Raw genomic sequence first — 22,405 nt, 5'->3', positions numbered from 1 at the left:
GACTCAGTGTCTGCGGCGGAAAGTGCCGAGGATGGCGAACACTGCGCCGAACACGAGCGCGCCGTACCCGAGGTCAGCCTTATTGGGGCCGTCGGTAACCAGGTCGACGATTCCGCCGAGCAGCAGAACGATTCCGACGACGATGAGTGCCGTCGAAGCGTTCCGTGACATGCGTTTTCCATCCGCTTCCGGGAGCCGGTCAGCGGCTGTTGCTGTCGTGTTCCTGGCGGTAGTCGCGTCGGTACTTCTTCAGCGGCCCGTTCTTGCTGCGCATCCAGGAGGTAAGGGCGAAAACTGAGCTCAGTGCGAGCACAAGCACGATGGTGATGACGGCGTGCATGATTCCCCTCGTGGCTTCGGGTGCCTGATCCGGGACCGGCCCTCCTCGGTGAGAAGGAAGGGCTCGGGACCTGCTGGTGTCACGGTAGTGACGGCAACCCGTCTTGTCCGCGACACCGGTGCTACACGTTCGGAAAGTGACCTTCAACCTGCGAGCTTCTTACGCCGCGTCCCCAGCACCGGAGTGTCCGTGTTCTCCCGTTGCCAGCTGAATAGCGCCGCGAGACGGGCAACCTGTGGGGCGCGGGCGAGGAGGCGGATGAAGCCGATGCCGATGAGAGCCCCGACGGTGTTCCCGATGATGTCGTCGATGTCGGCGACTCTTCCGGTGCTGATGGTCATGTCGCCGATGAGCTGGACGAGTTCGATTGTCACGCTGAGCAGGAGGGCGACGGTTCCGAGTCGAAGGGCCGATCCTCTGACGAGGAATGGCAGCAGCACGCCGATCGGGACGAACAGGACGACGTTGAGGATCATGCCCGATGGGTCGCGTGGCACAGTCGCCACGGGGATGAGCTGTACGAACACCGGCCATGGTGGAAGCGTTGCCCGCCCTGCGCCGACGACGACCGGGTACGGAAACAGCACCGACCGACGTAGCACGACTCCGAACATGCATGCGACCGCGGCGGTGACCAGGCGCGGAACGGTGAGTCGTTCCGCGCGCCGCAGCCGCCACACCAGCAGCCCCCAGATGACGACAGCGGCAGGGATGAGCACGGGGAAGGCGGGAATCACAGACGGCAGGGTATCGGCCACGCTCACGCAATCCGCGGCACCCGTGCACTCGCTCGCGCGGCTACTTGGAAGCGCCGAGGATGGTTGGGCCGGGCGAGGCTGTACAGCGAGCACATCCGCCTACCCGCTGTCCACGACTGCTTGCTGGTCACCCCGGCCTCACGAGCGCCTTGGGTCGCAGCAGGCCGTCTGCGGCGCCCGGCGCCCGTCATCACATCACCACCTAGGGGCTGCGGGACGCTGCTCGCTGGTGCGGGGCGCGGGCTGCGGTTTGGGCGTGCCGGTGGAGGTTATCTCGGTGCTGCTGCGGCCGGGCTTCGGCTTGGGTCACAATTCAGGCGCATCGCCGGTCTCGCTGGTGACAATCAACCCCCGCGAGCTCTGCGCAGAGTCCGTCAGTTCCTGCAGCCATCGTTCGTTAATCGCGGGAATCCGGCTGCCGTCGAATTTGAAGTACACCAGCACGTAGGGGTGCAGCCAGATTGAACTGCGACCCGATCCGACATCAACGGTATCTTTCCAGGACATCAGGAAACCCTCGCCGCGGCGAAGCTTGTTGACGATGACGATCTGCAGGTGCGTCAGGGTGCGGTCGTCGACCACCACCACCATGCCGTCGTAACTGATTGAACCCATGACAACCTCGTTGGCCGCCGAATGAATGGTTCGTGTGCAGCGCCGTTTCTGGAATCACCCGGTAGCTGGGAGTGGGTCCTGCGCCATGTGAGTTAATGGTCACGATACTCGGGATCCGCTGAGAAATGGAGCACGGTGTGCGTCGAGTCACAATGAACGTCGACGGGACCTCCTACCCGCTGGCGCAGGGGCAGGACGCGGCCACGCTCGAAGCGGCGGTTGTGGACGCGGACCGTGCCGGCGCAGACGTGGTGCGCGTCACCCTGTACGGGAACCGCGGCCTCGACGTCGTCGTCACCCCGGGCGTCCCGATCACTTTCGAGGTTGAGGACGTTGCCGAAGAGGATCGCGACGACGGCGACCTCAGCAAGCCGTTCGACGTCCCCGATTTTGACGCCTACCGAGGTCACGGGGAGCAGCACCCGCTACCTCGCTCGCACTGAGCGGCATCCCGCGGCGACGACGACCGGCTTCTGCGCGCCGCGACCGGAGGTTCGCCCGCTCCTGCATCGCCGCGACGACCTTCAAGCGGGGTGACGGCGGCGCCGTGTGTGGTGCGGTCCGAGGCGACACTCCTGGTTGAGGGGCCCGGGACGTCACGCTGCCGCTGACATGCTCGTCAGTCCTCGACGAAGTACGTCCAGGTGTTGGTGTCACCCCACTGTTCGAAGCCGTGCAGGGCGGCCTGTTCCTGTTTGACCTGCTGGTTGCTGGTGGTCCACTCGCCGGGGTTGGTGAGCAGGAGTGTTCCGTCGTCGTTGGTGAGCGCGTCGATGATGGCGGTGAGTGCGGGGCCGAGGAACCGTTCCGGCAGTTGGGGGATGACGACTTCGTCGATGTAGACGACGTCGCCGCCGTCGAGGCCCAGGAGGAGGAGGTCGGCGCGGTCTGCGCCGGGCCGCGCGAGGTCGAGGACTGCTGCGGTGAACTCCGCCGAGGTTGTTGCTTCCGCGGCGGCGAGGAGTGTCCGGTACGACGTCGGCGCGGAGACGACGAACACATCAGCGTTGCCGACGACGACGATGCGCTGCTGCTGTTCGTCGTCGATGGTGAACGTGAACGAGTACCGGGTCGCGTCATCGCCGGCGGGCGCGAACGTCATCGACGGGGAGAACACGCCGTCCCACGCGTTTGCGGCCGTCTGCAGGTCAGCTGCAGCGTCAGCGGGGTCGTACATCGACGTCGTCCTTTCAAGCGGGAACAGGTGCCGGAACACCTATGAGCGGAACCGGCGCGGTCAAGGCGCTCCGGCTACGAGCGCTGCTGCTGTAGCTGCTCGAGCGTTCCCCGGTGCGCCGCGTTCTGCTGCCGGAGACGCCGACTCTGCGCCAGGAATGTCATCAGCGACAGCAGGAATCCCGCGACGGCGATCAGCATCGCGGCGACATCCAGCGCGCCTCGCAGTGACCCAGCGGAGTGCGAGAGGGCGACGAGGGCTCCGGCAACTGCGACCAGCATCATCGCCACCGCGATACGACGCATCACCGAGCTGCTGCCCACAGGCGGCAGCCTACTGGGAACAGAAGCACCGACCGGGGCCGGCGGACGGCTTGCGGCCAGCATCAGTCTGCCGCCGGACCTAACCGGGCAGACCCTCGCTGTGGGCAGTGCCGAGGATGACCGCAGCGCAGACGATGAACCCCACGATCACGAGAACGAGGGCGACAACACCAGCGACCGAACGACGCGGCGCATTCCGCGGAGCGAGGCCCGGTGTGGAGTTCGGGTCCTCCTGCGCCTGACGGAGACGACGCTGCTGCTCCTCGACGTGGCGCTGCTGCTGCTGCTGTAACAGCATGTCCTGGGACGGGTCCCACGCCGGAGGAATCGGGGAACCCGGAGTACCCGGCGGCGGGAACATGTCGCTCATGTGCTGAGGTTACCGCTGGCGTCGCTTTTGGCCGCCCTATTGTGGCGGTCGGGATTGACGGTCCACCTCCTTCACCCATGTGTCCGTTGGCGCCCATCCGCCGGTGCGGCTGGTCGCGAAGCGGCGAAGTACGTCGCGTCGTACGGCGGTGTTCCACTTCACCTGCTGCCACTCCTCCTGTTCGCGGAGGTCAGTGATGAAGATAGCCGCCGTCTGGTCCAGCAGTGCGTATGCCTCTCGCCATTCCTCCGCCACGCGCTGGGGCGCGAATTTCATGGCGTACGCGGCGGCGACATCGCGGTCGGGGTCGTCGACTCGTGCTCTGATGAACGCCTCGATGAGCGACTTCCGTGACGCCGGCTTCGCAGCGCGGATACCTGGGTCGTCGATCGCGGCGCGGATGAGCTCCCAGGTGCGGGTGCGCCGGTCCCGGTCCTCGCGCTCTCGCCGCTCGTCCTCATCTTCCTGCCACTCCTCAAGCTCCGCGGCAAGGTCGCGGTTCCACGTCGCACGGGCCCAGTACGCGTACGAGGTGCCGGCGCTGACCCAGCGCACCTGTATCCCGGTTCGGTCCCCGTCGTGGCCGCCGGCAGCGTTCCGGATACTCGTCGGCACCTCGCCGGCCCCGTCGAGGAACTCCACCGCATCGAAGTACTCCTCCCGGACGGTCACCCACGTTGCCCCGCCCGCAACCGCGACATCGAGCGCGTCGTCGAGGGGCACGTTCGGCGCCAGGAAGAGCACCTCCGGTTCCTTCGTCTCAGCCAGCAGCACCCGCAGCCCGCGAGCGGAAGCCTCCAACGAAGCCCGGTCGTACAGTGCCTGCAGCTCCGCGGCAGTGACGCCCGGGTCAGTCTCGTCGCGCATGAGCCGACGGTACCGGGGCAGCCCGACTTCGCCGCGCGCCTTTCCAGTGCGTCGGAAGGGGATAGGTCCGGCGCGCCCTACTAGCAGCTTGCGATGGTGAGCAGCGCGTCCGCGGCGACGCCGAGGCTAAGCAGCCGGGTTGTCCGCGGTCGCGGTCGGTACCCCTTGGTCCTCCCCTGCTCGGTCACGTTCGGTGGTATCGGTACCAGTCGTCGCTGTCGGGGTCGCCGACGATGAGGTCGAGTTCGCGGTGGCCGCGTGGGCCGCGAACGTTTGCGGTGCAGTCCGCGTAACGGTGGCTGATGAAGCAGATGGTGACTTCTTCGATGCCGTTGTTCCGCTGCAGTGTCCAGCGGCTCGTGCGGCTGGTTGGGGTGGATGGGTCGCTTTCTTTGGAGGTGAGTCCGCGGAGTGGGACGTTCCGGATGCGGGCGACACCATCCGGGTCGAAGGTGATGGAGCCTGCATGGTGCGATGTCCAGGTGCCGAACATCTCGTTTCGCGCCAGGTGTGTGGTCTGCAGGTCTGTGAGGTCCGGGAGGTCCGCGCAGCCTGTGATGCCGAGGAGCGTGAGCGCTGCGACGCTGATGGCGAGCGCTCGCGTTGTCCGCGGTCGCGGTCGTTGTCTCATGGGTCCTCCCCCGGTTGCTCACTCTATGGGCGGACAGCAGCGCCCGGGCGGCCTGGAGTGTCCCGCCGGTCGGCGGCGCGGGTGTGGCGCTGGGTGGGACGCGCTGTGTCCCGGGGCGGCGGTAGCCGTGTCCGGTTTTGGCTTGCCGGCTGGGAACGCATGATCTAGAGAGCTTCGGCCTCGCTTCGCGAGTCCTCGCCTGAGACGAGACATCCCTTCGAGCGGACCCAACACCTGGGACACGTAGGCCCGTTGTGACCGGTCATGATCAGGAGCGGTGGTGTGTGCGCCCGCGACTTCGTCGCGGGCGGCGGGCGGGACGTTCACGTGGTGGCGGCTGGGGCGTCGGGCGGGTCGGACTCTGGTCCGGGTCCGCTGGCGCGTCCCCGGTGTTGCCGTCTCGTGTTCGTCTCGTCTGCGGTGTGTGGTCGTGTCCCGCTGTCGGCTGCGCTCCCAGCGGGCGCTGCCGGGGTGTCTTCGACGTGGGTGCGTGGTGGTGGCTTGTCCGGTCTCCGCTGCGCTGCGACCGGCGTCACCGATGTGTGCTCGGCAGGCTCGCTGCACGGTGTCGACTCGGTCGTCGTTCCTCCTCCCTCGTGCTCGCTCGTTCCTCGCTCGCGCTCCCCTGCGGGTCGCTCGGAACGTCTGCGACGTGATGCTGGTTCGTGGTCGGTTCGGGCTCGTGCTGCGTGGCGTGGGCGGGGCGTGTCCGGTGCGTCGTCGTAGCGGATGGTTCTGTGCTGGTGGCGTTCTGACGTGGTTGGGGGTTGGTGTCGCTCCCTCGTTCCTCGGTCGCGAGCGCCTGCGGCGCGCGGTGCACGGTGTGGTGGGCGGGGTGTGGGCGGTGTGTGGTCGGTTCGAGCGACACCGTGACGGGTGTCGGGGCGCTGTCGGTGCGTGGGACGAAACGTTGACAGGTCGGCTTATCTGTAGACGTTTTGTTCCAGTTCATGACCAGGGGTTCGTTCCTCACCCCTGGTGCTCGGTCGTTCCTCCCTCGCGGCGCTGCGCGCGTGGGGCGTGACGGGGGTCGTGGTGGTGGCGGTGCGTGGTCGGTGCGGGTGCCGGTGCGTACTGGTGGCGGGGCGTGGACGTGACGGTGGCGTGACGTGGGTTGGGGCGTTTCCCGACAGGCGGGATCTCGTGGGTTCTGACCTTCCGGACCGTCACGGACATCGGCGCGAAGCGCTGCGCTGCGAACCCTCCGGAACGCTGCCGCACCGGTGACGGGGCGAAGGCGGACCGGAGGCGGTTCGGGGTGCTGATGGTGCACGTCGAGACGGGCAGCATGCAGCACCCGGAACGAACCGACGACGAGCAGACGGCGGGACGTTCCCGGAGCGACCCCGAGGAGCGACTCGACGGCGAACCGCACGCGGGACGGCGACGACGGGGACCACCTCCAAGACGAAGGCGAAGCGTTCGTGGTGTGGGCCCGCCGGCGCGCTGAGGAACGAAGCCGCCGGGCATCGCTTGGAGCGCAGCGACGCGATGCGCGAACGACGAGCGCAGCGAGACGAGAGCACCCGCACGAGGAACGAGAGCGGGTCGCCCACCGCACGGTGCGAACCACGGAGAACACACTGAGGCACGAAGAGGGCTGGTGAACCGGGTGAGGCGGCGGGGCCGCGGCGGCTGGCGGGGTGGGCGATTTTGGGGGCGTCCGAATCGGTGCGGCGCGGGTCCGCGGTCGCCAATTTCGCCGCATCTGCACACATCGAAACGGACCTCCGTGCGAGCGGTGGGCGGGCGGCGCTGATGTGGAAGGGGATGTGCGGGTGAGTGGTCTCGGGGAAGCACGCGTGTGGCAGTTCACCCGCGCCGGCAACATCGAACCGAACGCGATGACGGTGACGCAGCGGGCGGGCACGTTCACCGCCGGGACCCCGGACGGGACAGTGCTGCTCACCCGCCGTGACGAGGACGGGCTGCACCACTACTTGGTGCTGCCGCCGCGGGCGCAGGATTTCTCCCAGACGTTCCTGCCGTTGGCGCACGCTGTCGCTGCTCGCGCTGACGAGGTGGAGGACCCGTCCCGACTCTTCGACGCGAAGCATCTCGCGGTCGCCACCGTGAAGGTCAACGCTCCGTTCGGTCGGTCCACGCAAGCCGGCGCGGACGTCTCCGAGCTTTCCCGACTCCTGGCGACCAGCCTCCGCGAGGGGGAATGGGTGGCGATGGTGCTTCGTCATCCGAACGACCGGGAACGGAAGTGGCATCAGCGGTGGCTGGAACACCATCAAGGTGGCGCCACCCGAACCCACCACGCGCTTGAGGTGAACGCTGCGGTGGTGTCCCTGTGGGCTGGCGCGGATTCGTTACGGAGCGCCCGCGGGATCCTGCAGCGCACGACCGCGGCGATGCCCGGCTTCGACATGCAGGTGCAGGTGCGGCACATCGAGAAGGTGACGAAGGGGTTCGGGCTGCTCCTCCCATCCGCGACCGCACTTGTCGGCGGTACCTGGGCGGACTCTCTCCCCACGGTGCAGCACATCCCCGCGGCGTACATGGGCATCGGGTTCCTGGCCGGACTGTCGATGCCGGGCACCGCCGCCGGGGTGCTGTACCTCGCTGGACGGATCCCGTCGTTCGCGGAGAAAGCCCGCCGGTTCATTCGGCACAACCTCCTCGTCCCACCCGGCCGGCGGTTCATCCCACCGGCACGTCCCCGAGCTGAGGTGGTGGAACGGGACGGGAAGGTCATCCCGAAGAAGGACGGCGGGTACCCGCTGCCACAGAACGCGTTCATCGTCGGTCCGGCTCTGACCGCAGGTCTCGTCGCCCCGCACGCCGGCGCGGACTCCGGGGTTGCGTCCACGCAGGTGCGTCTCGCGCCGGCGGTGATGCGGAACCGCATCGGCCCATACATCGGTTTGAACGACGGGCAGCCGGTGTACCTGTCCGCGGAGGACATGTACGCCGGGACGGTCGCGTTCGGTCTTGCCGGCAGCGGTAAGTCCCGCCTCGTGCAGGCGCTGTTCGCGTGGGCGACGCTTGAGCGGGTGCATCCGCTGAACCTGCCCGGTTACCAGGGCACCCGGAACAGCCTCGTCGTGTTCGAGAACAAGGGTGAGGGCGCCGACGACACGCAGTCGTGGGCGCGCCGCTACGAGGACCCGAAGTGCCTGCGCGTGGACCTGGCCGGGAACGCACCGGAGATGGTGGACCTGCTCGCGGTTCCCGGGAACGTGGAACAGCGGGCCCGCAGCGTCGTGAACGCGTTGAAGTACACGTTCTCCGACGGCTCCATCATGGAGCGGTCCTTCCGCACCCTCACGCAGGTGCTCGCCGCGGCGTTCGCTGTCACCCCGGACCTCGCCGCAGCCGGTGAGGTGGAGCAGGGCAGGTCGCCGTTCTACTACGCGAACATCCTCCTCGGCGGCCGCGGCGACGAAGCCGGTGTCCGTCTCGCCGGAGCTATCCGATCCGAAGCGGTCCGCGTGGGCGCGCCGGAGTCCACGGACCTCGGGTTCGCGGCAGCGTCCCTCGCCGAACTGTATGAGGGGAAGACCCCGTCGCAGCGGGCGCAGTTCACTGACGCACCCCGGTCGAAGGTTGGTGCGCTGCTGTCCGCGGAGAACTACTGGTCACGGCCAAAGCGGATGACGTGGGACACCATCCTCGAACATCACGTGTCCGTCATCATCAACGCCGGCGTCACCACTGCTGGGGAAATGATGGACGACGAGCTGTCCCGGAACATGCAGTCGATGCTGATGTACACGCTGTACGACGCCATCAAGCGGCGCTGCTCCGGCTGGTACGAGCAGCATCGCGCGGTCACCATCTTCGCCGACGAGCTCAAGCTCCTCGCCGGGTCCTCCGCCGACGTCATCACCTGGATTCGGGAACAGGGCCGCTCCTACGGGGTGCGCGCCGTGTTCGCGACGCAGAACCCGGAGCAGCTCACCGACGAGGTCCGCAACTCCGTGATGGGGTTCGGGACCCTCCTCGCGTTCGCGCAGAACAACCCCCTCGTCATCCGCCGCCTCATCGACGACCTGAACCTCGCCGGGCAAACCTGGGACGGCGCGGACGTGGCGAACCTCCCGCCATACGAAGTGATCATCCGCGCGACCGCTGGCCGGCAGCGGCAGCTGCCGTTCACCGCGAAGGTCCACAACTTCTGGGGCGACCAGGACAACTTCGACCGTCTGCAGGGCTACGACCTCGGCGACACCACACTCCCCGGAGGCTTCTTCCAGTGACCATCACCGCTCCGGCCCCCACCACCGCCACCGTCACCGGGCCGCCGGCTGCGTCGGCGCGGGTGCTGCGCTTCGACCAGATGCCATCCACCTGCCCCACCCCGGAGGTGGCGACCGCCGCCCGCATCGACCCGTTCTACGCAGGGCTGTGGGCCGCCGGCTCGCAAGCGTCGTGGCTGAGCGTCGACCAGGCGCACGCCCAGCAGCGGGAAGGTCTCGGCCGTCTTCCCGCGCACCTGAACCTCGACCGCGCCACCGCGCTGCGACGGCTCACCGACGCCGCCACGCTGCCGAAGCGGCTGAACGCGATGGCAACCCTCGACATGTGGCGCACCGTCACCGGTGAGCAAGCCGCCGCCCTCACCGGCGACACGGAGCTCGCCGGGAAAGCCCGCGCGTGGACAGAACTGTTCGCCGCCGGTGTCGCCGACACCGGCATCTTCTCCAACGGCCTCTACAACACGCAAGGATCCAGCCGCGGCGCCCTGTACCGGCCCAGCCGCACCACCGTGTTCCAGCAAAAGGTTCGCCCGCACCTGACGTACCCGGAGGCGGTGTCGGTCACCGGCGGGTACCCGTGGGAGTCCGGCAGCCAGTTCGACCGGCACAACCTCCTCGCCGTCGAACTCGGACTCCGTGCCGCGGAGTGGTGCCCCGGGGTCGGCGCGGTCCTCGGGGAGAAGCTCTCCGGCTTCGAACTCCTCACCCACACCGGCCGCGCCGACCACACCCTCGGCAGCACTCAAGCGCAAGCGGATGCCACCATCGTCCGGAAGGACGGGCTCCGCATTGCCGTGGAGATGACGGCGTCCACCGGCGCTTCCTTCGAAGCGAAGGTGGAACGGTGGGCGAAGCTGCTGTCCCACCACCGGCTTGCGGACACCGGCATTGTCGTCGTGTTCGTGGTCGCCCCACGACCGGACAAGACCGTCGCCGTGAAGGAAGTCGCTGTCGCCGTCCGAAAGGCTGTTGCGAAAGCGACCCGCGCGTACCCGGGGGTGAACTTCGACCGGACAGCTGACCGCATGTTCGTCGCTGAGTGGACGTCCTGGTTCCCCGCCGCCCGCCAGGTGGACCGAGCATTCATGTCCCTCGCCGCGTACCGGCCGTCCGGCCCAGCAGACCAGCTCTGGCGTCCCGCGCTGCTCCTGGAACCCGCCGTTGTCCCGTTCACCGCCTCGGACACGACCGCAGCGGCAGCGGTCCTCCGGAACGCGTCCATGCTCCGCGGTGTCCCACACTGGCTACGGACATCGGACACCCCCATCCTCTGGCCGCAGAAGGTTTCCGAACTCGGCTACCCGGGACTGCCCGTCCCCGCCGCGTCCCGTCCCGAGACATACAAGGGCAAACCGCTCGGCGCCGGCCACGGCGTCTCCGGCGCCACCCGGCCGCCGAAGCGGCTGCGCACCACGCTGTGACGGGAACCGCGTCGACAGTGGTCTCTGCCACGATGACGTCGTGGACCTGCAGCAGACTGACGTCATCTCCGGTCTCCCCGCACCCGTCGCGGTGACGTTCCTCCGTCACTTCAAGGGCGGTGGCATCTCGTTCGCGTGGAAGCCCCTGCTCCCCGAGGGGCATGGCTCCGACAGGGACGCGCTGACCCGCCTCGAAGCGGACGGCTACGTCGAACTCGTCGAGGAGCACCAGGCGGGCGCGATCTATCAGACGACCACTGATGGCAACGCGGTCGCGAACCACCGGTGGACAAAGCGCATCACCCGGAAGACCGCCGACCGACTCCTCACCGAAGCTATCGCACGGGCGGAAGCGTTCAACGCCGACGACACCCGCGCGACCATCATCGCCCGCGTGCGGGTGTTCGGGAGCTACCTCAACCCGGAGAAGGACCGTCTAGGCGACCTCGACCTAGGGCTCGACGTCCGGTTCCGCCGACCCTACGACCGCGACGAGGCGTTCGTCTACGCGCAGGACACGGGCGTGCTGTACGCCGACAGTCTCGTGGACCACGAGGCGTGGCTGCGCGCCGAAGCGGCAAAAACCGTTCGTGGGCGCTCCCGCAGCATCAGCCCCACCAACGAAAACCCCGCCCGGCTCAACGGGCCGTGGCGTGACGAGTACGTGTTCGACGGCTTGCACCTGCTGCCGGAGGTGGCGCAGCACGGCGCGGCGCACCTCGGCTGGTAGCTGCCGCTGTCCACGCCGCGTCGCCACCTACATGTCCGGTATGACCGTCTAGCGCTCCGCTTCTGTTGCCCGTGAGTCGGACGGAGTCGAAGCCCACGCGGTGTGTTCCATCCCACCCGCCCAGCGTCTGTCGTCCGTAGTCGATACGGTGCTGCCAGAGTTTGAGACGGATAGGGGGCGCCGGTGGCGGGGACGTTCGGGCGGGACAGGTCGAAGGACGCTGCTTCTAAGGCGGTCGGTGACGTGCGCAGGGTCGCACGGGAGGCGTCGACGTTTGTCGCTGAGCAGGCATCCGAGCTGCGGAAGACCGCGGCGGACACCGTCGAGCGTCTGCAACCGAAGCCGCAGCGTACGTACGAGGAAGTCATCGCCGAGTACAACGCCGCGTTCACGTTGATGAGCGACAGCGGGCTGGCGCTTCTGCGTCAGCGTGAGCGTTCCACGGACCTGATCACGCTGGTCGAAGCGCTCGTGAACAGCATCTCGAACACGCCGAAGGCGTTCCAGACCGACTTCGACGAAATCGACCTCCGCAAGGCGGCGTTCACCGACGCTGCGGAGTTCGCCCGGGCAGACGTGGACGCGGCGCGAGCGTCAGCTGCCGGAGCGGGCGCCGGCATCACCGCTGGCGCCGCTGTTGCCAGTCTCGCTCCGACAGCAGCGATGTGGGTCGCCACGACCTTCGGAACCGCATCCACCGGCACCGCGATATCCACCCTCGGCGGCGCTGCAGCGACCAACGCCGCTCTTGCGTGGCTTGGAGGGGGCGCTGTCGCCGCTGGCGGCGGTGGCACGGTGACCGGTGGTGCTCTGCTGGCCCTTGCCGGTCCGGTCGGCTGGAGCATCGCCGGCGCGACACTGCTGGCATCCATCGCCCTGTTCGCGAAGAAGCGACTCGAGACACGTGAAGCGAAGCAGGAGGCGCTGAAAGCGGTGCAGCAGAACACCGCGGTCGTTCAAGGCCTCGGCGCTCAGCTCGACGCCTTCCTGCAGCAGACGAGCACGCTGCGAGAGTCGCTGCTGACCGCGTACGGCGATGCGCTCGCCCTGTTCGGTGAGGACTTCCGGGAGTTGCCGGCGGGAAAGCGGTCGCAACTTGGGGCATTGGTGAACAACACGAAGGCATGCGCCGCTCTGCTGTCGCAGCGGATCGAGGACGAACCCGTCGATGAGTGACGGTGAGGAGTACGTCAAACAGGGCCAGGAGCAGGCTGTCGCCACGTGGGTCAACCACCTCAATCAACTGCGACTGGACACGTTGCTGGGCAAACTCGCGCAGCAGACCGACAACCTGCGTGACGCGCTCGCAAGCGTGGACCGTGCCCTCAGAACCGTGGATCTCGAGGTGGTTGCCACCAACCGTGGTGGTGTGAAGGGGATGCACGGCTTCATCGCGGAGGTCGCAGAAGTCGGAGTCGGCAACGCCCGCAGCGAGGTCCTCGGGAACGGCCCGGTTTACGAATGGGTGAACGACAACGGGCCGGTGGACATGATTCGTGAGGGCATCGCAATCCAGCAGAAGTTCGTCGCCGCAGGTGGCCGGTTCGGTCTCGGCGCCATCGTCGACCACCTCGAGAAGTACCCGGACTTCGTCAAGAACGGCGGCAAGTATCAGGTACCGCGTGATCACTTCGACACCATCCGGAAGCTGCACGCGATGCCCATGCAGGATGCAGTCATGTTGTCGCGCAGCGGCGACGGCCCGTCATTCAGAGACTGGCAGCGGGTGCACTCCTTCTTCGGCGGCGACATCGGCATCGATTCCATTGAGCCGTCGAACTTGGAATACCGCGACGTGCAACGAGGGACGTACGACACTAGGCTGCAGACCGAGAAGGAATCGCTCCGAAGCACAGATCAGGACCAGCGGGACCACGCCTACAACCAAAGCCGGCCGACCCTAAACGAAGGCGTGAAAGTCACGCTCATCGCCGCAGCGGCCGAAGCGGCGACCGACTTCGTTCTCGCCGTCATCGCCAAGCGTCGTGCAGGGAAGCAGCTTCGGGACTTCACCACCGCGGACTGGGCTGACCTTGGCGCCGCGTCAGGCCTCGGCGCCCTCAAGGGCGGCATCCGAGGGATCACGGTCTACTCCCTGACGAACTTCACCGCAACCTCCGCTGCGGCCGCCAGCGCAGTCGCAACCAGCGCCCTCAGCATCGCCGAGCAGGCGAACAAGCTGCGTCGCGGCGACATCACCGAAGCGCAGTTCATCGAGAACGCAGAGATCATCAGCCTCAACGCCGCCATCACCGCCCTGGCCTCACTCATCGGGCAGGCCGTCATCCCAGTTCCCGTTCTCGGTGCCATCATCGGCAGCACCGTCGGCACCATCATGAACGAGGCGGTGTCCTCCGCACTGTCACAACGGGAAACCAAGCTCTTCCAGCGCTACCTCAACGAACAACGTGACCTGGACGAACACCTCGCCGCCGAACACGCAGCGCTCATGGAAGAGCTCCAAGAAACCGTGACCACGTACGTAGACGTGCTCGAGCGAGCGTTCTCAACCGACGTCGCCGCGGCGCTCCTCGGCTCCGTCGAACTCGCGCGACGGCTCGGTGTCGCAGGAGCCGACATCCTCGACACCGACGAGAAAATCGACGCCTACTTCCTCGACTGACGGCACCGGCTGAGCGAGGCACGTCGCGAGAACACGACCATCGGCTACCGGACGTTGCACTGGGGGGTAAGGAACTCGGAAGCACCGCGGAGCCGGGTCCCGATCCTCGCCTGGGTTGCCTGCGTGTCGAGGCGCACATCCAGCGGCCCGGGCACCGGCAACTGGGATCGCATCCCGGGGCGAATCTGCTCCGGGTCCGCACCGTCTCGCAGGGCGATCAGGCAGCCGAGGGCGTAGCGGCTGATCGCTTGGGAGCCAGCGATGTGGAAGGTGCCGCCGCTTCTCGCTGTGGCCAGCTCAAGAACCGCCGCGGCGAGATCGGATACGTGGACGGGGCGACGGATATCGTCGACGAAGAGCTCACCCTCTCCTCGGAGCGCTGCCTCGACGCGACGCTCGTGTTCGGACCGACCGGTGTCACTAATTATGAGGGAGGTGCGGATGATCGCCGCAGTCGGGGCGATAGCACGCACCAAAGCTTCTGCTGCAGCTTTCGCTTCGCAATATTCTGTGATCGGATCAGGCGATTCTGTGATCGGATCAGGCGCGGCGTCAGCGGGGTAGGGAGAGCCTCGTCCCGAGAAGATCGCGTCACTGGAGATGAGCACGGAGTGAGCGCCGACTGCTTCGCCCGCCATCGCTACGTGAGCGGCGCCGTCGGCGGTGACTTCTCAATCGGACTGGCGGTACGCGGTGTTGATGACGATCGCCGGTCGAATCGACGCGAGCAGCTCTTCCACTTCGGGTTTGATGCGAACGTCAAGCTGATGCCACTTCACGCCCATCCCGGAGGGACGCGAGTGCATCGAGGTGCCAATCACGTCGTCCCCGCGGTCAACGCACTGGCGGACAAGCTCGGTCCCGAGCAGCCCGCTTCCTCCCACGACAAGCACCCGCATGTAGCAACGCTACGGCTCCACTCGATCAAGCCGTCGCGTTAGTCGATCCTCTACCGGGAACGCTCGTCGAGCAGGTTGAGGCGACCGCTGTCGAGGCTGTCGAGGCTGTCGAGGAGTATTGCAGCGCTCTCTGGTGGCCGGTCGCCGCGTCGAGGTTTGGTGGTTCTGCTGTGGAGGAGTTGCAGGCCGGCGACGAGGGCGGCGGGTTGCACCAGCTCACGCATCAGTGCGTCAGTGGTCATCGCGAGGTACCCGGCGACGCCGGCACGACTGAGCGCGACCGGCGATCCTGTGTGAGCGATGTCGAGGAGGGCTACGAAGGCCAATCGTCCGACGTCGACACCGACCGGGGAGAGCGAAGCGCTTTCCCAATCAAGCAGGACGCCATCTGCCCCGTCGCAGAGGAAGTTCCCCGGCCCGGGATCACCATGCGTGACTACCAGGCGGCCGTCACCGAGCTGATGCACTGCTCCACGCACCCGCTCCACCGTGTTGCTGTCCAACGCCCGCTCAACAGTCGCAAGCATCGCTGCGTGTCGAGCCATGAAGCTCGTCCCGTCGATGACGGGTAAACCGATCATGTCGGTGGGCACGTCGAGGAGGGCGGCGAGTTGCCTGCCGAGCTGGTTCCAGGCGGCCGGGTCCGTGGGAGGGTGACCGGCGACGGTGTGCATGACCAGCGCCTCCCGGCCGTCGGCAATGGCCCCGCTCTCCATGACCATCGGCACGGGGACGCCATGTTCACGGAGCGCCGCCAGGGCGTTCCGTTCTCGATCGAGCTGACCTGGGCCAGCGATCTTGATCCCCACCGGCATCCCCGACGTCGCTACTGCATGCCACGTCTCGTGGTTCGATCCTGCCGTTGCTGGATCGCGCAGTGTGTAAACGTTCGAGCCGACCTTCAGCTCAAACATCGGGACGAACGCGAAGCATGTTCATCGCGATCAACGTCATCACGGGCTCGTGCCGATCGTTCATCGTCGTGATCCGAGTGCGCACGATGCCGCGATCCGGCTTAGACCGGGACAGCCGAGCCTCGAGCACCTCGAACCTGGCCGACAACACGTCCCCCGGCCGGACGGGTCGAATCCATCGCAGCTCGTCGACGCCCGGCGACGCCCGGCTGGCAGCGTCGTTCAAGAAGTACGTCGCGAAGACACGCATCATCAGTGCGGCCGTGTGCCAGCCGGACGCGATCAAACCACCGAAGGGGCCGGCAGCAGCCGCCTCCGGATAAAGATGGATGGCCTACGGATCGAACTCTCCCGCGAACCGGAGCACGTCCTCCTCGCTCACCAGCTCGGCCCCATAGGTCACGTCAACCCCAACCGCATAGTCGTCGAAGGAGCGATCGCTGAGGGGTCGGGAGAAGTTCGCCATACGACCACTTTCCCGGACGCCCTGCGCAGCGGTCATGCACGACGCCGACAAGATCTGCCCCGCGTATCCGACCTGTCGGATAGCCGATGGGGAGCTGGACGAGGCGATAGACTGTTAGCGACGAGCCTCTGCCGACCACGGCGGAGGTTTTCTTGTATGAGCACCCCAACGTCCCTGACCATCACCACCGCCAACGAACGACACCGCCCCCAGCTAGAACAGCTCTGGACCATGTTCCGACACGAGATGTCTGCGTTCACCGGCGCACTCCCCGACGAACGCGGCCGCTTCCGCCAAGAACGGCTCGACGCCGGCCTTGCAGCACCGGGCTGGTCGGTACATCTCTTCCACCTGGGCCCGCACCCGGTCGGATTCGCGGTCCTCCGCGGACTCGACGAAGAGGAGCACGTCATCAGTAGCTTCTTCATCGCGCACGGAGCGCGACGCGCTCGCATCGGACGAGCCGCCGTGACGGAACTGACCGCGGCGTACCCGGGGAGATGGGCCGTTGCCTACCAGGACCGCAACGAGGTCGCAGCGAAGTTCTGGCGCAGGGTCGCGACCGAACTCGACCAGTCGTGCACGTTCGAGCACCACGTAGTCCCTGGCCAGCCGGAGCTACCCGCCGACTCCTGGGCCCGATTCCGTGTCCGATAGCTGATCGGCTACCGGACGTTCGTTGCCGACGCTTCGTGCACGGGACCCGTCGGACAGGCCGCTCGTAATGGTGCTTGCCGGCAACGTACGGTAGGTGCATGGGGATGGAAGAGATCTGGCCGCTGTTCGGCCTTCGTATCATCTCGCCACGGCTCGAATTGCGACCAGTGCGGGATGAGGACTTGCCGGGGCTGGTCCGGGCTGCAGTCGCGGGCATCCACGATCCTGACCGGATGCCGTTCGGTGTGCCGTGGACGGACGCAGAGCCACCTCAGCTCGCCCGCTCGCTTGCTCAATTCCAGTGGGGGCTCCGGGCGACGATGCGTCCCGACAACTGGACGGTCAGCTTCACCGTCCTTCGCGAAGGCAAGCCGATCGGCGTGCAAGAAGTAACTGCAACGCAGTTCGATACTCGGAAAACCGTCCTCAGCGGATCATGGCTGACGTCCACTGCGCAGGGTGTTGGTCTGGGAACTGAGATGCGGGCGGCCATGCTGCAGTGGGCTTTCGATCAGCTCGGCGCGGAATGCGCGGAGTCAGACGCCGCAGTGTGGAACGGACCTTCACTCGCGGTATCGAAACGACTCGGCTACGAACCCAATGGCGTGCACCGCATGCAGACGCGTCCTGGGGAGGTCACCGACACCCTCCGAGTTCGGCTCGCAGCCGCAAGCTTCCTGCGCCCCTCCTGGACCGCCGAAGTGATCGGCGCAGAACCTGCCACAACGTTCCTACGAGGTACAGCCAACTAACCGCCTCGGTCCGGTGTCCGGTGTCCGGTGTCCGGTGTCCGGTGTCCGGTAGCGGTCGATGACTGCCATGGATAGCGGTCTCCGACGCCGGTGAGACGGGTGCGCTCTGGGAGTGCCCTAGCTCTCGGAACGAGCGGCCGCGAACGCGGCGTCAGCGATCTCGTTGACTTGATCGGCGAGGCCGACCCTGCCTAAGAGACTTGCGACCGCCTCGCGATCCCTCCTCCTGACCGCTGCGTCCCATACCGGCAACAGTCCAGCAACGGAGAGGCGCTCGTTGACAGTCATGGCGGCGAATTCGGACTCGGACTCGGACTCGGCAACGCTCACACTCAGGATCGTACCCGCCGGCAGAATTCGGCGCTTGCGTAGCGGCGTCTCACCCGGCCGGTAAGCGATCGGCTACCGGGCGGCCGAATGCGCTCGTGAATGCTCGCTAGATTGTCCTGCGGGGACGTTCTTCCCTACTGGGGACGAGGGGCGATTTGGTGGACTGGCTGAGCTTCGCAGTGTTGCTCGTGGTTGGCGTCGGTGCAGCGTGCCAGGTGCTCTCGGGAGTCGGATTCGCGCTCGTGTGCTCGCCGCTTCTCGTGTTGACACTGGGACACGATCAGGGGGTTCGCACTGTCCTAGCCATGTCGATCGTGCTCAACGCGGTCGTTCTCATCCGATCTTTCCGTGAAGTACGCGCTGGCGATGCTCTGCGACTGTTCATCCCGGCCGCCGTGCTGGTGGTACCAACGGTCTTGTTGGCTGGTGCTGTCCGCACCCCGGTGCTCTCGCTACTGGCCGGGGCCGTGATACTCCTGGCGACGGGCCTCGTGGTCGCGGGCCGACAGTTGCAGTGGCTCGAGGGAACCCGCGGTGCCATTACTGCTGGAGCCGTGAGCGGCATCTTCAACGTGGTGGCCGCGGCAAGCGGGCCGCCGGTGGCTTTGTTCGCCGCGCAGCGACGATGGTCCCCGGTGGTCACCAGCGCGACCCTCCAGGCATTCGCGCTGCCGCTGAACATGATCACGTTCCTGACGTTGCGGCCGTCACCAACGGACTTCTCGGGCCTCGGTTGGGCGGTTGCCGGGCTCATCGCCGGCACCGTCATCGCCGCCGCGATGGCGCGGAAGGTGCCCGTGGGAGTCGTGCGACCCGTCACGCTCTCGATCGCCGGCGTAGGTGGTGTCACGCTCGTCGTAAGTGGACTGACCGCCCTCATCTGATCAGCATCGACTGTTAGTGGTGCCGGAAGGGATCGGTCCTCCAGCTGTCGCCCCAGGTAGAGTGTTCGCACGAGCGCACTCCTGGACTACATCGAGGTCTGGGCCACCAACGACGCCTATCGCATCGCGGCTTCGGTGGCAACAGAGTGCGCGATTACAGAGTGCTACGGCCCGATTTACCGAGGGCGCGCGAAAGTGCGCCAGTGGGCGTCGACCTGGTTCAACGCCGGTGGGATCGTCCGCCGATGGACTGTGACCGATCATTTCGCCGTCAATATGACCGCGAAGTCGCTCAGCGGACATTCGAGTGCACCTGGGACGGCAAGCGATCATCATTCGACGGCGCCACCATGAGCCGAAGCGAGGACGGTCTGGTCCTCGAACTCCGCGAATATCAAACAACCTCACCGCTCTACGAGTGGGACGGATCCTGGCGATAGCCGCCCGCAAGCCGATCGCCTATCGGTCGTTCTGCGCCGACCGAGCCCGCTGTTCGTGCCGCTGCTCTCGAGCAGCACGCGTCCCCACCACGAAGGAGAACGATCCAGCCACAACGGCGGCGATCGCTGCGGCGAGCAGCGGGGCCCATGGCATGAAGCCGGTAATCGCTGCGAAGACGGTCACGACGGATAGCGCGAGAGTCACTGGACCTAGTACCCATGCCACCCAGAGTCGGTGTGTTCGCATGCCTCAGTTGTACTCAGCCAGCGTTCTGGTCGCCGCTCGGTCAGCGGGGGCGGCGGCGGGCAAGCAACTTCTGCAACTAGGTCCGCTCGCCCCTCGGTCGCCTAATCCCGATGGAGTCGAGGAAGCGCCGCAGAGTCATGGGCCGAGCGTACGTCTCGGTAACCGATCGGCCATCGGACGCCGCTCGTCGACGCGGCCTACTCCGTAAAACGCGTCAGCCAGCACGTCTGCTCGACGGTGGTCGGAGATGCTGCCACTTCCCTAGGATCGAAGCATGGACCGTGCCGACGTTCTCAAGAGAGTTGAGGCGTCTTACCGCGGCAGTGCGTCGTGGACCGACCCCCATGTTGACCGCGAGGTCGAGGATGCCGAGTACTCGCGGGTCACCGATCCGGACCGCTACCGCATCGTGGGAGCCAGGGCGAGTGCGTGGGAGCGAGCCCTCGTGGACCTGGGCCTCGCCGCCGCTGAGCCGGCACGGCTTCCCGATTGGCCGTACGGCCCGAGGGGCGTCTCCGCGATTCGCCTCCGCCCACGCGTCGCCGACGCGTTGGAACTCCTCGTGGTGCACGGGTCGATGGAGTCAGTGTCCGACACGGTGATCGGCATCGGGATCGGAATCCCGCCCGTGATGGTGGCCATGGAGCCCGACTGTGGGTGCGACGCATGCGACTCCGGCTCGGCCGATCTCCTCGACGTGGTCGACCAGGCGTTCGTCGACGTGGTCTCTGGCGAGATCCTCTACGCCGAAGGCGACGGTTGGACGCTCACCGACACTCATGGGCGTTCTCAGCACACCGGCGGCATCAACGCTGCAGCGATCGCCGCTTCGGTCCGGCGTGGTGACCCAGTCGGCACTCGTGCCCTGATCGGTCGGGCTTGGCTCTGCGCACCGGACCAGTAGGCAGCGTGATCGGCATCTCGACAGCCGATCGGCTACCGAACGTTCTGAGCGAGCGTCACCCACTCCTCGTCGCGGACGTAGCCCAGCGCATCGTTCGCGCGGAGGATCGCGACATTGTCCACGGAACCACCTGTGCGAAATCGCGTAACGCCCTCTGCCGCGAGCGTGAGCACAGAAGCCGCCTTCACGGCGATACCCAAACCCCGACCACGCCAGGCTCGGTGGACAACGGTGAAGTGCGTCTCAGCCTCCACTCCGTCGATGTCCACGAAGGTCATCGAGACGAGATCGCCGCCCGGCCTAAACGCGCCGAAAGCCCGCCTCGAGACGGAGGGCGTCGCTGTGCGTCGATCGAGGGGGGTGTGTTGCGTTGCAACACTCCCTGGGTAATCCGCGATCGTCGTAGCGTCCAGGTTTAGGACGGCATCAACGTCGGCGTCGCCGAGCTCCCGCACCGATCCATCAGCTCTGGCAACCATGGCGTGCAATCGCTGCTCGTGGATGCTGTCCGAGTTGAGCTGAGCTCCGAACGACCGAGCCACGACGACCCACCCGTCAGCTTCAAGTTCCGCTCGCAGCGACGCCTGAGCTGGCAGCACGATCGTCTTCCCCACGACTCGATCTTGGCACGATGGCGACACCAGGATCTGCCGCGGAGTCCTGCGGTTGGCGCGGTCCTGTAGTTCAGTTCGGCGCGCGTTGCTTCGCACAGTCAGCGCGCGATAGCCGATCGGCTACGGGGTGGGAGAAAGGCGTTCTACCCGAGCCGGATGAGCGAGATCTATCTCACCGGCCAGCTCGTCTGCGCGACCGACGAACAAGCGAACGTGGTCCGCCTTCACTTGCCCGATCACCTCAGGCGCACCCGGGCGGAGGCGGGCTGCCGTTCGTTTGACGTCACCGAGACCGGCGATCCTCTGAGTTGGTCGGTCGAGGAGCGATTCGCCGACCAACAGGCCTTCGAGCTGCACCAAGCACGTGTTGCAAGCAGTCAGTGGGGCGACGCCACGGCGGGTATCGAGCGGCGCTACCCGGTCGAGGGCCTATCCCGCTGACCGATGGTCTGCCGAGCGGCAGCGAGTGCGTGCTGATGATCGGTCTGCGAGAGTGACCATATGTTGTATCCACCCGAGCAGCGCGTACTCCAAGCCGCTTTACGGCAGGCGGAACTCCTCGGCTCCGATCCCAACCACACAGTTGCCGCCGCGGCGATGGACACAACCGGCCGCATCTTCACCGGAGTCAACGTGCACCACTTCACCGGAGGACCTTGCGCGGAACTCGTGGTCCTCGGGCAGGCCGCCGCGGCCGCCGCGGGTCCGCTTACTGCCATCGTTGCAGTCGGTGACCAGAACCGCGGAGTGATAGCGCCCTGCGGTCGTTGTCGGCAGGTGCTCCTCGATCAGCACCCCGACTGCTTCGTCATCGTCCCGACGTCCACTGGTCCCGACACTGCGACAGTACGAGCGTTACTGCCTCACACCTACAACTTCCCCGACGCCCGCCCCGAACGCTTCATCCGCTTCAACGCGAGGTATTACGAGACGATCGCTGACGGCCGCAAGACGGCAACCACGCGGTTCAACGACCCGTGCGCGACAGGACGAGCTTGGCTGCTCTTCGAGTTTGACGAGACCTACAAGCGGTTACCGGCCGAGGTCGAACTCATCGAGACCAAGAGGTTCGATGAGCTCACCGACGCTGACGCTCGAGCTGAAAACGCTGCCACTGCTGCAGACCTCCAAGAAGGCTTGCGGAGCCACTACCCTTCCCTCGCCGACGACTCGAGCATTGACGTCGTCCACTTCAGGCTCACCACCGCCCGGTAAATCATCGGCGACTGGGAGGA

At 66.6% G+C, this 22,405-nt stretch carries 26 protein-coding genes and 1 pseudogene; 12 read left to right on the top strand and 15 right to left on the bottom strand.

From position 1 onward, the window contains the following. Nucleotides 1-3: 3 nt before the first annotated feature. The 4 genes from DEI94_RS16645 to DEI94_RS16630 form a co-directional block, all read right to left on the bottom strand. Nucleotides 4-171: a hypothetical protein gene (locus tag DEI94_RS16645; protein WP_181441695.1), complete on the bottom strand. Its 168-nt coding sequence runs from the start codon at nt 169-171 to the stop codon at nt 4-6. A gap of 28 nt (nt 172-199) precedes the next feature. Then, nucleotides 200-340, bottom strand: coding sequence for a hypothetical protein (locus tag DEI94_RS16640; RefSeq protein WP_181441694.1), 141 nt, complete (start codon nt 338-340; stop codon nt 200-202). Nucleotides 341-483: 143 nt separating this feature from the next. Further along, on the bottom strand, nt 484-1,077 hold the full coding sequence (locus tag DEI94_RS16635) for a VanZ family protein (protein WP_146249402.1): 594 nt from the start codon (nt 1,075-1,077) through the stop codon (nt 484-486). 327 nt (nt 1,078-1,404) lie between these two features. After that, entirely contained in the window at nt 1,405-1,713 is a 309-nt protein-coding gene (locus DEI94_RS16630; RefSeq protein WP_111025530.1) for a DUF7882 family protein, read from the bottom strand. A gap of 137 nt (nt 1,714-1,850) precedes the next feature. Between DEI94_RS16630 and DEI94_RS16625 the strand changes: the two genes are divergently transcribed. Continuing rightward, nucleotides 1,851-2,156, top strand: coding sequence for a hypothetical protein (locus DEI94_RS16625; protein WP_146249401.1), 306 nt, complete (start codon nt 1,851-1,853; stop codon nt 2,154-2,156). A gap of 176 nt (nt 2,157-2,332) precedes the next feature. Here DEI94_RS16625 and DEI94_RS16620 read toward each other — a convergent pair whose 3' ends face one another. The 5 genes from DEI94_RS16620 to DEI94_RS16600 all read right to left on the bottom strand — a co-directional run bounded on the left by DEI94_RS16620 (nt 2,333) and on the right by DEI94_RS16600 (nt 5,081). Next, complete coding sequence (locus DEI94_RS16620) at nt 2,333-2,890, bottom strand: hypothetical protein (protein ID WP_111025528.1); 558 nt, start codon at nt 2,888-2,890, stop codon at nt 2,333-2,335. 74 nt (nt 2,891-2,964) lie between these two features. Further along, nucleotides 2,965-3,213 (bottom strand): hypothetical protein, encoded by a 249-nt coding sequence (locus DEI94_RS16615; RefSeq protein WP_111025527.1) that lies wholly within the window; start codon nt 3,211-3,213, stop codon nt 2,965-2,967. 79 nt (nt 3,214-3,292) lie between these two features. Further along, nucleotides 3,293-3,583, bottom strand: a complete 291-nt coding sequence (locus DEI94_RS16610) for a hypothetical protein (RefSeq protein ID WP_146249400.1) — start codon at nt 3,581-3,583, stop codon at nt 3,293-3,295. A gap of 36 nt (nt 3,584-3,619) precedes the next feature. Next, nucleotides 3,620-4,450 (bottom strand): hypothetical protein, encoded by an 831-nt coding sequence (locus tag DEI94_RS16605; protein ID WP_111025525.1) that lies wholly within the window; start codon nt 4,448-4,450, stop codon nt 3,620-3,622. Nucleotides 4,451-4,634: 184 nt separating this feature from the next. Further along, nucleotides 4,635-5,081 carry a hypothetical protein gene (locus tag DEI94_RS16600; RefSeq protein ID WP_111025524.1) on the bottom strand — a complete coding sequence of 149 codons (447 nt, stop codon included), beginning with the start codon at nt 5,079-5,081 and terminating at the stop codon, nt 4,635-4,637. Between the two features lie 1,778 nt (nt 5,082-6,859). Between DEI94_RS16600 and DEI94_RS16595 the strand changes: the two genes are divergently transcribed. The 5 genes from DEI94_RS16595 (at nt 6,860) to DEI94_RS16575 (ending at nt 14,063) form a co-directional block, all read left to right on the top strand. Further along, complete coding sequence (locus DEI94_RS16595) at nt 6,860-9,289, top strand: type IV secretory system conjugative DNA transfer family protein (protein ID WP_146249399.1); 2,430 nt, start codon at nt 6,860-6,862, stop codon at nt 9,287-9,289. After that, nucleotides 9,286-10,710, top strand: coding sequence for a hypothetical protein (locus tag DEI94_RS16590; RefSeq protein WP_111025521.1), 1,425 nt, complete (start codon nt 9,286-9,288; stop codon nt 10,708-10,710). The genes DEI94_RS16595 and DEI94_RS16590 overlap by 4 nt, the downstream gene beginning before the upstream one ends. Before the next feature lie 40 nt (nt 10,711-10,750). Continuing rightward, the gene (locus DEI94_RS16585) at nt 10,751-11,440 is read left to right on the top strand and encodes a hypothetical protein (RefSeq protein ID WP_111025520.1); all 690 of its coding nucleotides are present in this window, start codon (nt 10,751-10,753) and stop codon (nt 11,438-11,440) included. Nucleotides 11,441-11,683: 243 nt separating this feature from the next. Next, nucleotides 11,684-12,616: a hypothetical protein gene (locus tag DEI94_RS16580; RefSeq protein WP_220038756.1), complete on the top strand. Its 933-nt coding sequence runs from the start codon at nt 11,684-11,686 to the stop codon at nt 12,614-12,616. Further along, nucleotides 12,609-14,063 (top strand): hypothetical protein, encoded by a 1,455-nt coding sequence (locus DEI94_RS16575; RefSeq protein ID WP_111025518.1) that lies wholly within the window; start codon nt 12,609-12,611, stop codon nt 14,061-14,063. The genes DEI94_RS16580 and DEI94_RS16575 overlap by 8 nt, the downstream gene beginning before the upstream one ends. 44 nt (nt 14,064-14,107) lie before the next feature. On the opposite strand, the pseudogene DEI94_RS16570 reads toward DEI94_RS16575, so the two are convergent. From DEI94_RS16570 to DEI94_RS19765, 4 genes and pseudogenes are all read right to left on the bottom strand, one after another. After that, nucleotides 14,108-14,962 (bottom strand): annotated as a pseudogene (locus tag DEI94_RS16570) (SDR family oxidoreductase). A 50-nt stretch (nt 14,963-15,012) separates the two neighbouring features. Next, nucleotides 15,013-15,876, bottom strand: coding sequence for a phosphotransferase (locus tag DEI94_RS16565; RefSeq protein WP_111025517.1), 864 nt, complete (start codon nt 15,874-15,876; stop codon nt 15,013-15,015). After that, a complete protein-coding gene (locus DEI94_RS19770) occupies nt 15,869-16,162 on the bottom strand; it encodes a MaoC/PaaZ C-terminal domain-containing protein (RefSeq protein ID WP_349815171.1) in 294 nt (97 codons plus the stop codon). The genes DEI94_RS16565 and DEI94_RS19770 overlap by 8 nt, the downstream gene beginning before the upstream one ends. A 48-nt stretch (nt 16,163-16,210) precedes the next feature. Then, on the bottom strand, nt 16,211-16,342 hold the full coding sequence (locus DEI94_RS19765; protein WP_258377917.1) for a hotdog family protein: 132 nt from the start codon (nt 16,340-16,342) through the stop codon (nt 16,211-16,213). A gap of 156 nt (nt 16,343-16,498) precedes the next feature. Between DEI94_RS19765 and DEI94_RS16555 the strand changes: the two genes are divergently transcribed. After that, the gene (locus DEI94_RS16555) at nt 16,499-16,999 is read left to right on the top strand and encodes a GNAT family N-acetyltransferase (RefSeq protein WP_111025516.1); all 501 of its coding nucleotides are present in this window, start codon (nt 16,499-16,501) and stop codon (nt 16,997-16,999) included. 98 nt (nt 17,000-17,097) lie between these two features. Then, nucleotides 17,098-17,751, top strand: a complete 654-nt coding sequence (locus DEI94_RS16550) for a GNAT family N-acetyltransferase (RefSeq protein WP_111025515.1) — start codon at nt 17,098-17,100, stop codon at nt 17,749-17,751. A 117-nt stretch (nt 17,752-17,868) separates the two neighbouring features. On the opposite strand, the gene DEI94_RS16545 is transcribed toward DEI94_RS16550, so the two are convergent. Further along, the gene (locus tag DEI94_RS16545) at nt 17,869-18,081 is read right to left on the bottom strand and encodes a hypothetical protein (protein WP_111025514.1); all 213 of its coding nucleotides are present in this window, start codon (nt 18,079-18,081) and stop codon (nt 17,869-17,871) included. A 158-nt stretch (nt 18,082-18,239) separates the two neighbouring features. On the opposite strand from DEI94_RS16545, the gene DEI94_RS16540 reads away from it, so the two are divergent. Then, complete coding sequence (locus DEI94_RS16540) at nt 18,240-18,965, top strand: sulfite exporter TauE/SafE family protein (protein WP_181441693.1); 726 nt, start codon at nt 18,240-18,242, stop codon at nt 18,963-18,965. A 961-nt stretch (nt 18,966-19,926) separates the two neighbouring features. Next, nucleotides 19,927-20,556, top strand: coding sequence for a DUF6226 family protein (locus DEI94_RS16535; protein WP_111025512.1), 630 nt, complete (start codon nt 19,927-19,929; stop codon nt 20,554-20,556). Between the two features lie 32 nt (nt 20,557-20,588). Here DEI94_RS16535 and DEI94_RS16530 read toward each other — a convergent pair whose 3' ends face one another. Then, nucleotides 20,589-21,170, bottom strand: a complete 582-nt coding sequence (locus DEI94_RS16530) for a GNAT family N-acetyltransferase (protein ID WP_111025511.1) — start codon at nt 21,168-21,170, stop codon at nt 20,589-20,591. A 156-nt stretch (nt 21,171-21,326) separates the two neighbouring features. Between DEI94_RS16530 and DEI94_RS16525 the strand changes: the two genes are divergently transcribed. Next, nucleotides 21,327-21,611 carry a putative quinol monooxygenase gene (locus tag DEI94_RS16525; RefSeq protein WP_111025510.1) on the top strand — a complete coding sequence of 95 codons (285 nt, stop codon included), beginning with the start codon at nt 21,327-21,329 and terminating at the stop codon, nt 21,609-21,611. Between the two features lie 60 nt (nt 21,612-21,671). After that, on the top strand, nt 21,672-22,385 hold the full coding sequence (locus tag DEI94_RS16520) for an ASCH domain-containing protein (RefSeq protein WP_111025509.1): 714 nt from the start codon (nt 21,672-21,674) through the stop codon (nt 22,383-22,385). Nucleotides 22,386-22,405 lie beyond the last annotated feature (20 nt).

The sequence above is a fragment of the Curtobacterium sp. MCBD17_040 genome (assembly GCF_003234805.2).
Taxonomy (GTDB): domain Bacteria; phylum Actinomycetota; class Actinomycetes; order Actinomycetales; family Microbacteriaceae; genus Curtobacterium.
Note: the sequence above shows the minus strand (reverse complement) of the source record. Positions and strands in the feature narration are given on the sequence as shown.

What these genes read in the sequence shown, in the direction of transcription:
- DEI94_RS16645 (WP_181441695.1), bottom strand. Translation starts at nt 171, where the DNA reads ATGTCACGGAACGCTTCGACGGCACTCATCGTCGTCGGAATCGTTCTG.
- DEI94_RS16640 (WP_181441694.1), bottom strand. Translation starts at nt 340, where the DNA reads ATGCACGCCGTCATCACCATCGTGCTTGTGCTCGCACTGAGCTCAGTT.
- DEI94_RS16630 (WP_111025530.1), bottom strand. Translation starts at nt 1,713, where the DNA reads ATGGGTTCAATCAGTTACGACGGCATGGTGGTGGTGGTCGACGACCGC.
- DEI94_RS16620 (WP_111025528.1), bottom strand. Translation starts at nt 2,890, where the DNA reads ATGTACGACCCCGCTGACGCTGCAGCTGACCTGCAGACGGCCGCAAAC.
- DEI94_RS16610 (WP_146249400.1), bottom strand. Translation starts at nt 3,583, where the DNA reads ATGAGCGACATGTTCCCGCCGCCGGGTACTCCGGGTTCCCCGATTCCT.
- DEI94_RS16605 (WP_111025525.1), bottom strand. Translation starts at nt 4,450, where the DNA reads ATGCGCGACGAGACTGACCCGGGCGTCACTGCCGCGGAGCTGCAGGCA.
- DEI94_RS16600 (WP_111025524.1), bottom strand. Translation starts at nt 5,081, where the DNA reads ATGAGACAACGACCGCGACCGCGGACAACGCGAGCGCTCGCCATCAGC.
- DEI94_RS16575 (WP_111025518.1), top strand. Translation starts at nt 12,609, where the DNA reads ATGAGTGACGGTGAGGAGTACGTCAAACAGGGCCAGGAGCAGGCTGTC.
- DEI94_RS16565 (WP_111025517.1), bottom strand. Translation starts at nt 15,876, where the DNA reads ATGTTTGAGCTGAAGGTCGGCTCGAACGTTTACACACTGCGCGATCCA.
- DEI94_RS19765 (WP_258377917.1), bottom strand. Translation starts at nt 16,342, where the DNA reads ATGGCGAACTTCTCCCGACCCCTCAGCGATCGCTCCTTCGACGACTAT.
- DEI94_RS16555 (WP_111025516.1), top strand. Translation starts at nt 16,499, where the DNA reads ATGAGCACCCCAACGTCCCTGACCATCACCACCGCCAACGAACGACAC.
- DEI94_RS16550 (WP_111025515.1), top strand. Translation starts at nt 17,098, where the DNA reads ATGGGGATGGAAGAGATCTGGCCGCTGTTCGGCCTTCGTATCATCTCG.
- DEI94_RS16535 (WP_111025512.1), top strand. Translation starts at nt 19,927, where the DNA reads ATGGACCGTGCCGACGTTCTCAAGAGAGTTGAGGCGTCTTACCGCGGC.
- DEI94_RS16525 (WP_111025510.1), top strand. Translation starts at nt 21,327, where the DNA reads ATGAGCGAGATCTATCTCACCGGCCAGCTCGTCTGCGCGACCGACGAA.
- DEI94_RS16520 (WP_111025509.1), top strand. Translation starts at nt 21,672, where the DNA reads ATGTTGTATCCACCCGAGCAGCGCGTACTCCAAGCCGCTTTACGGCAG.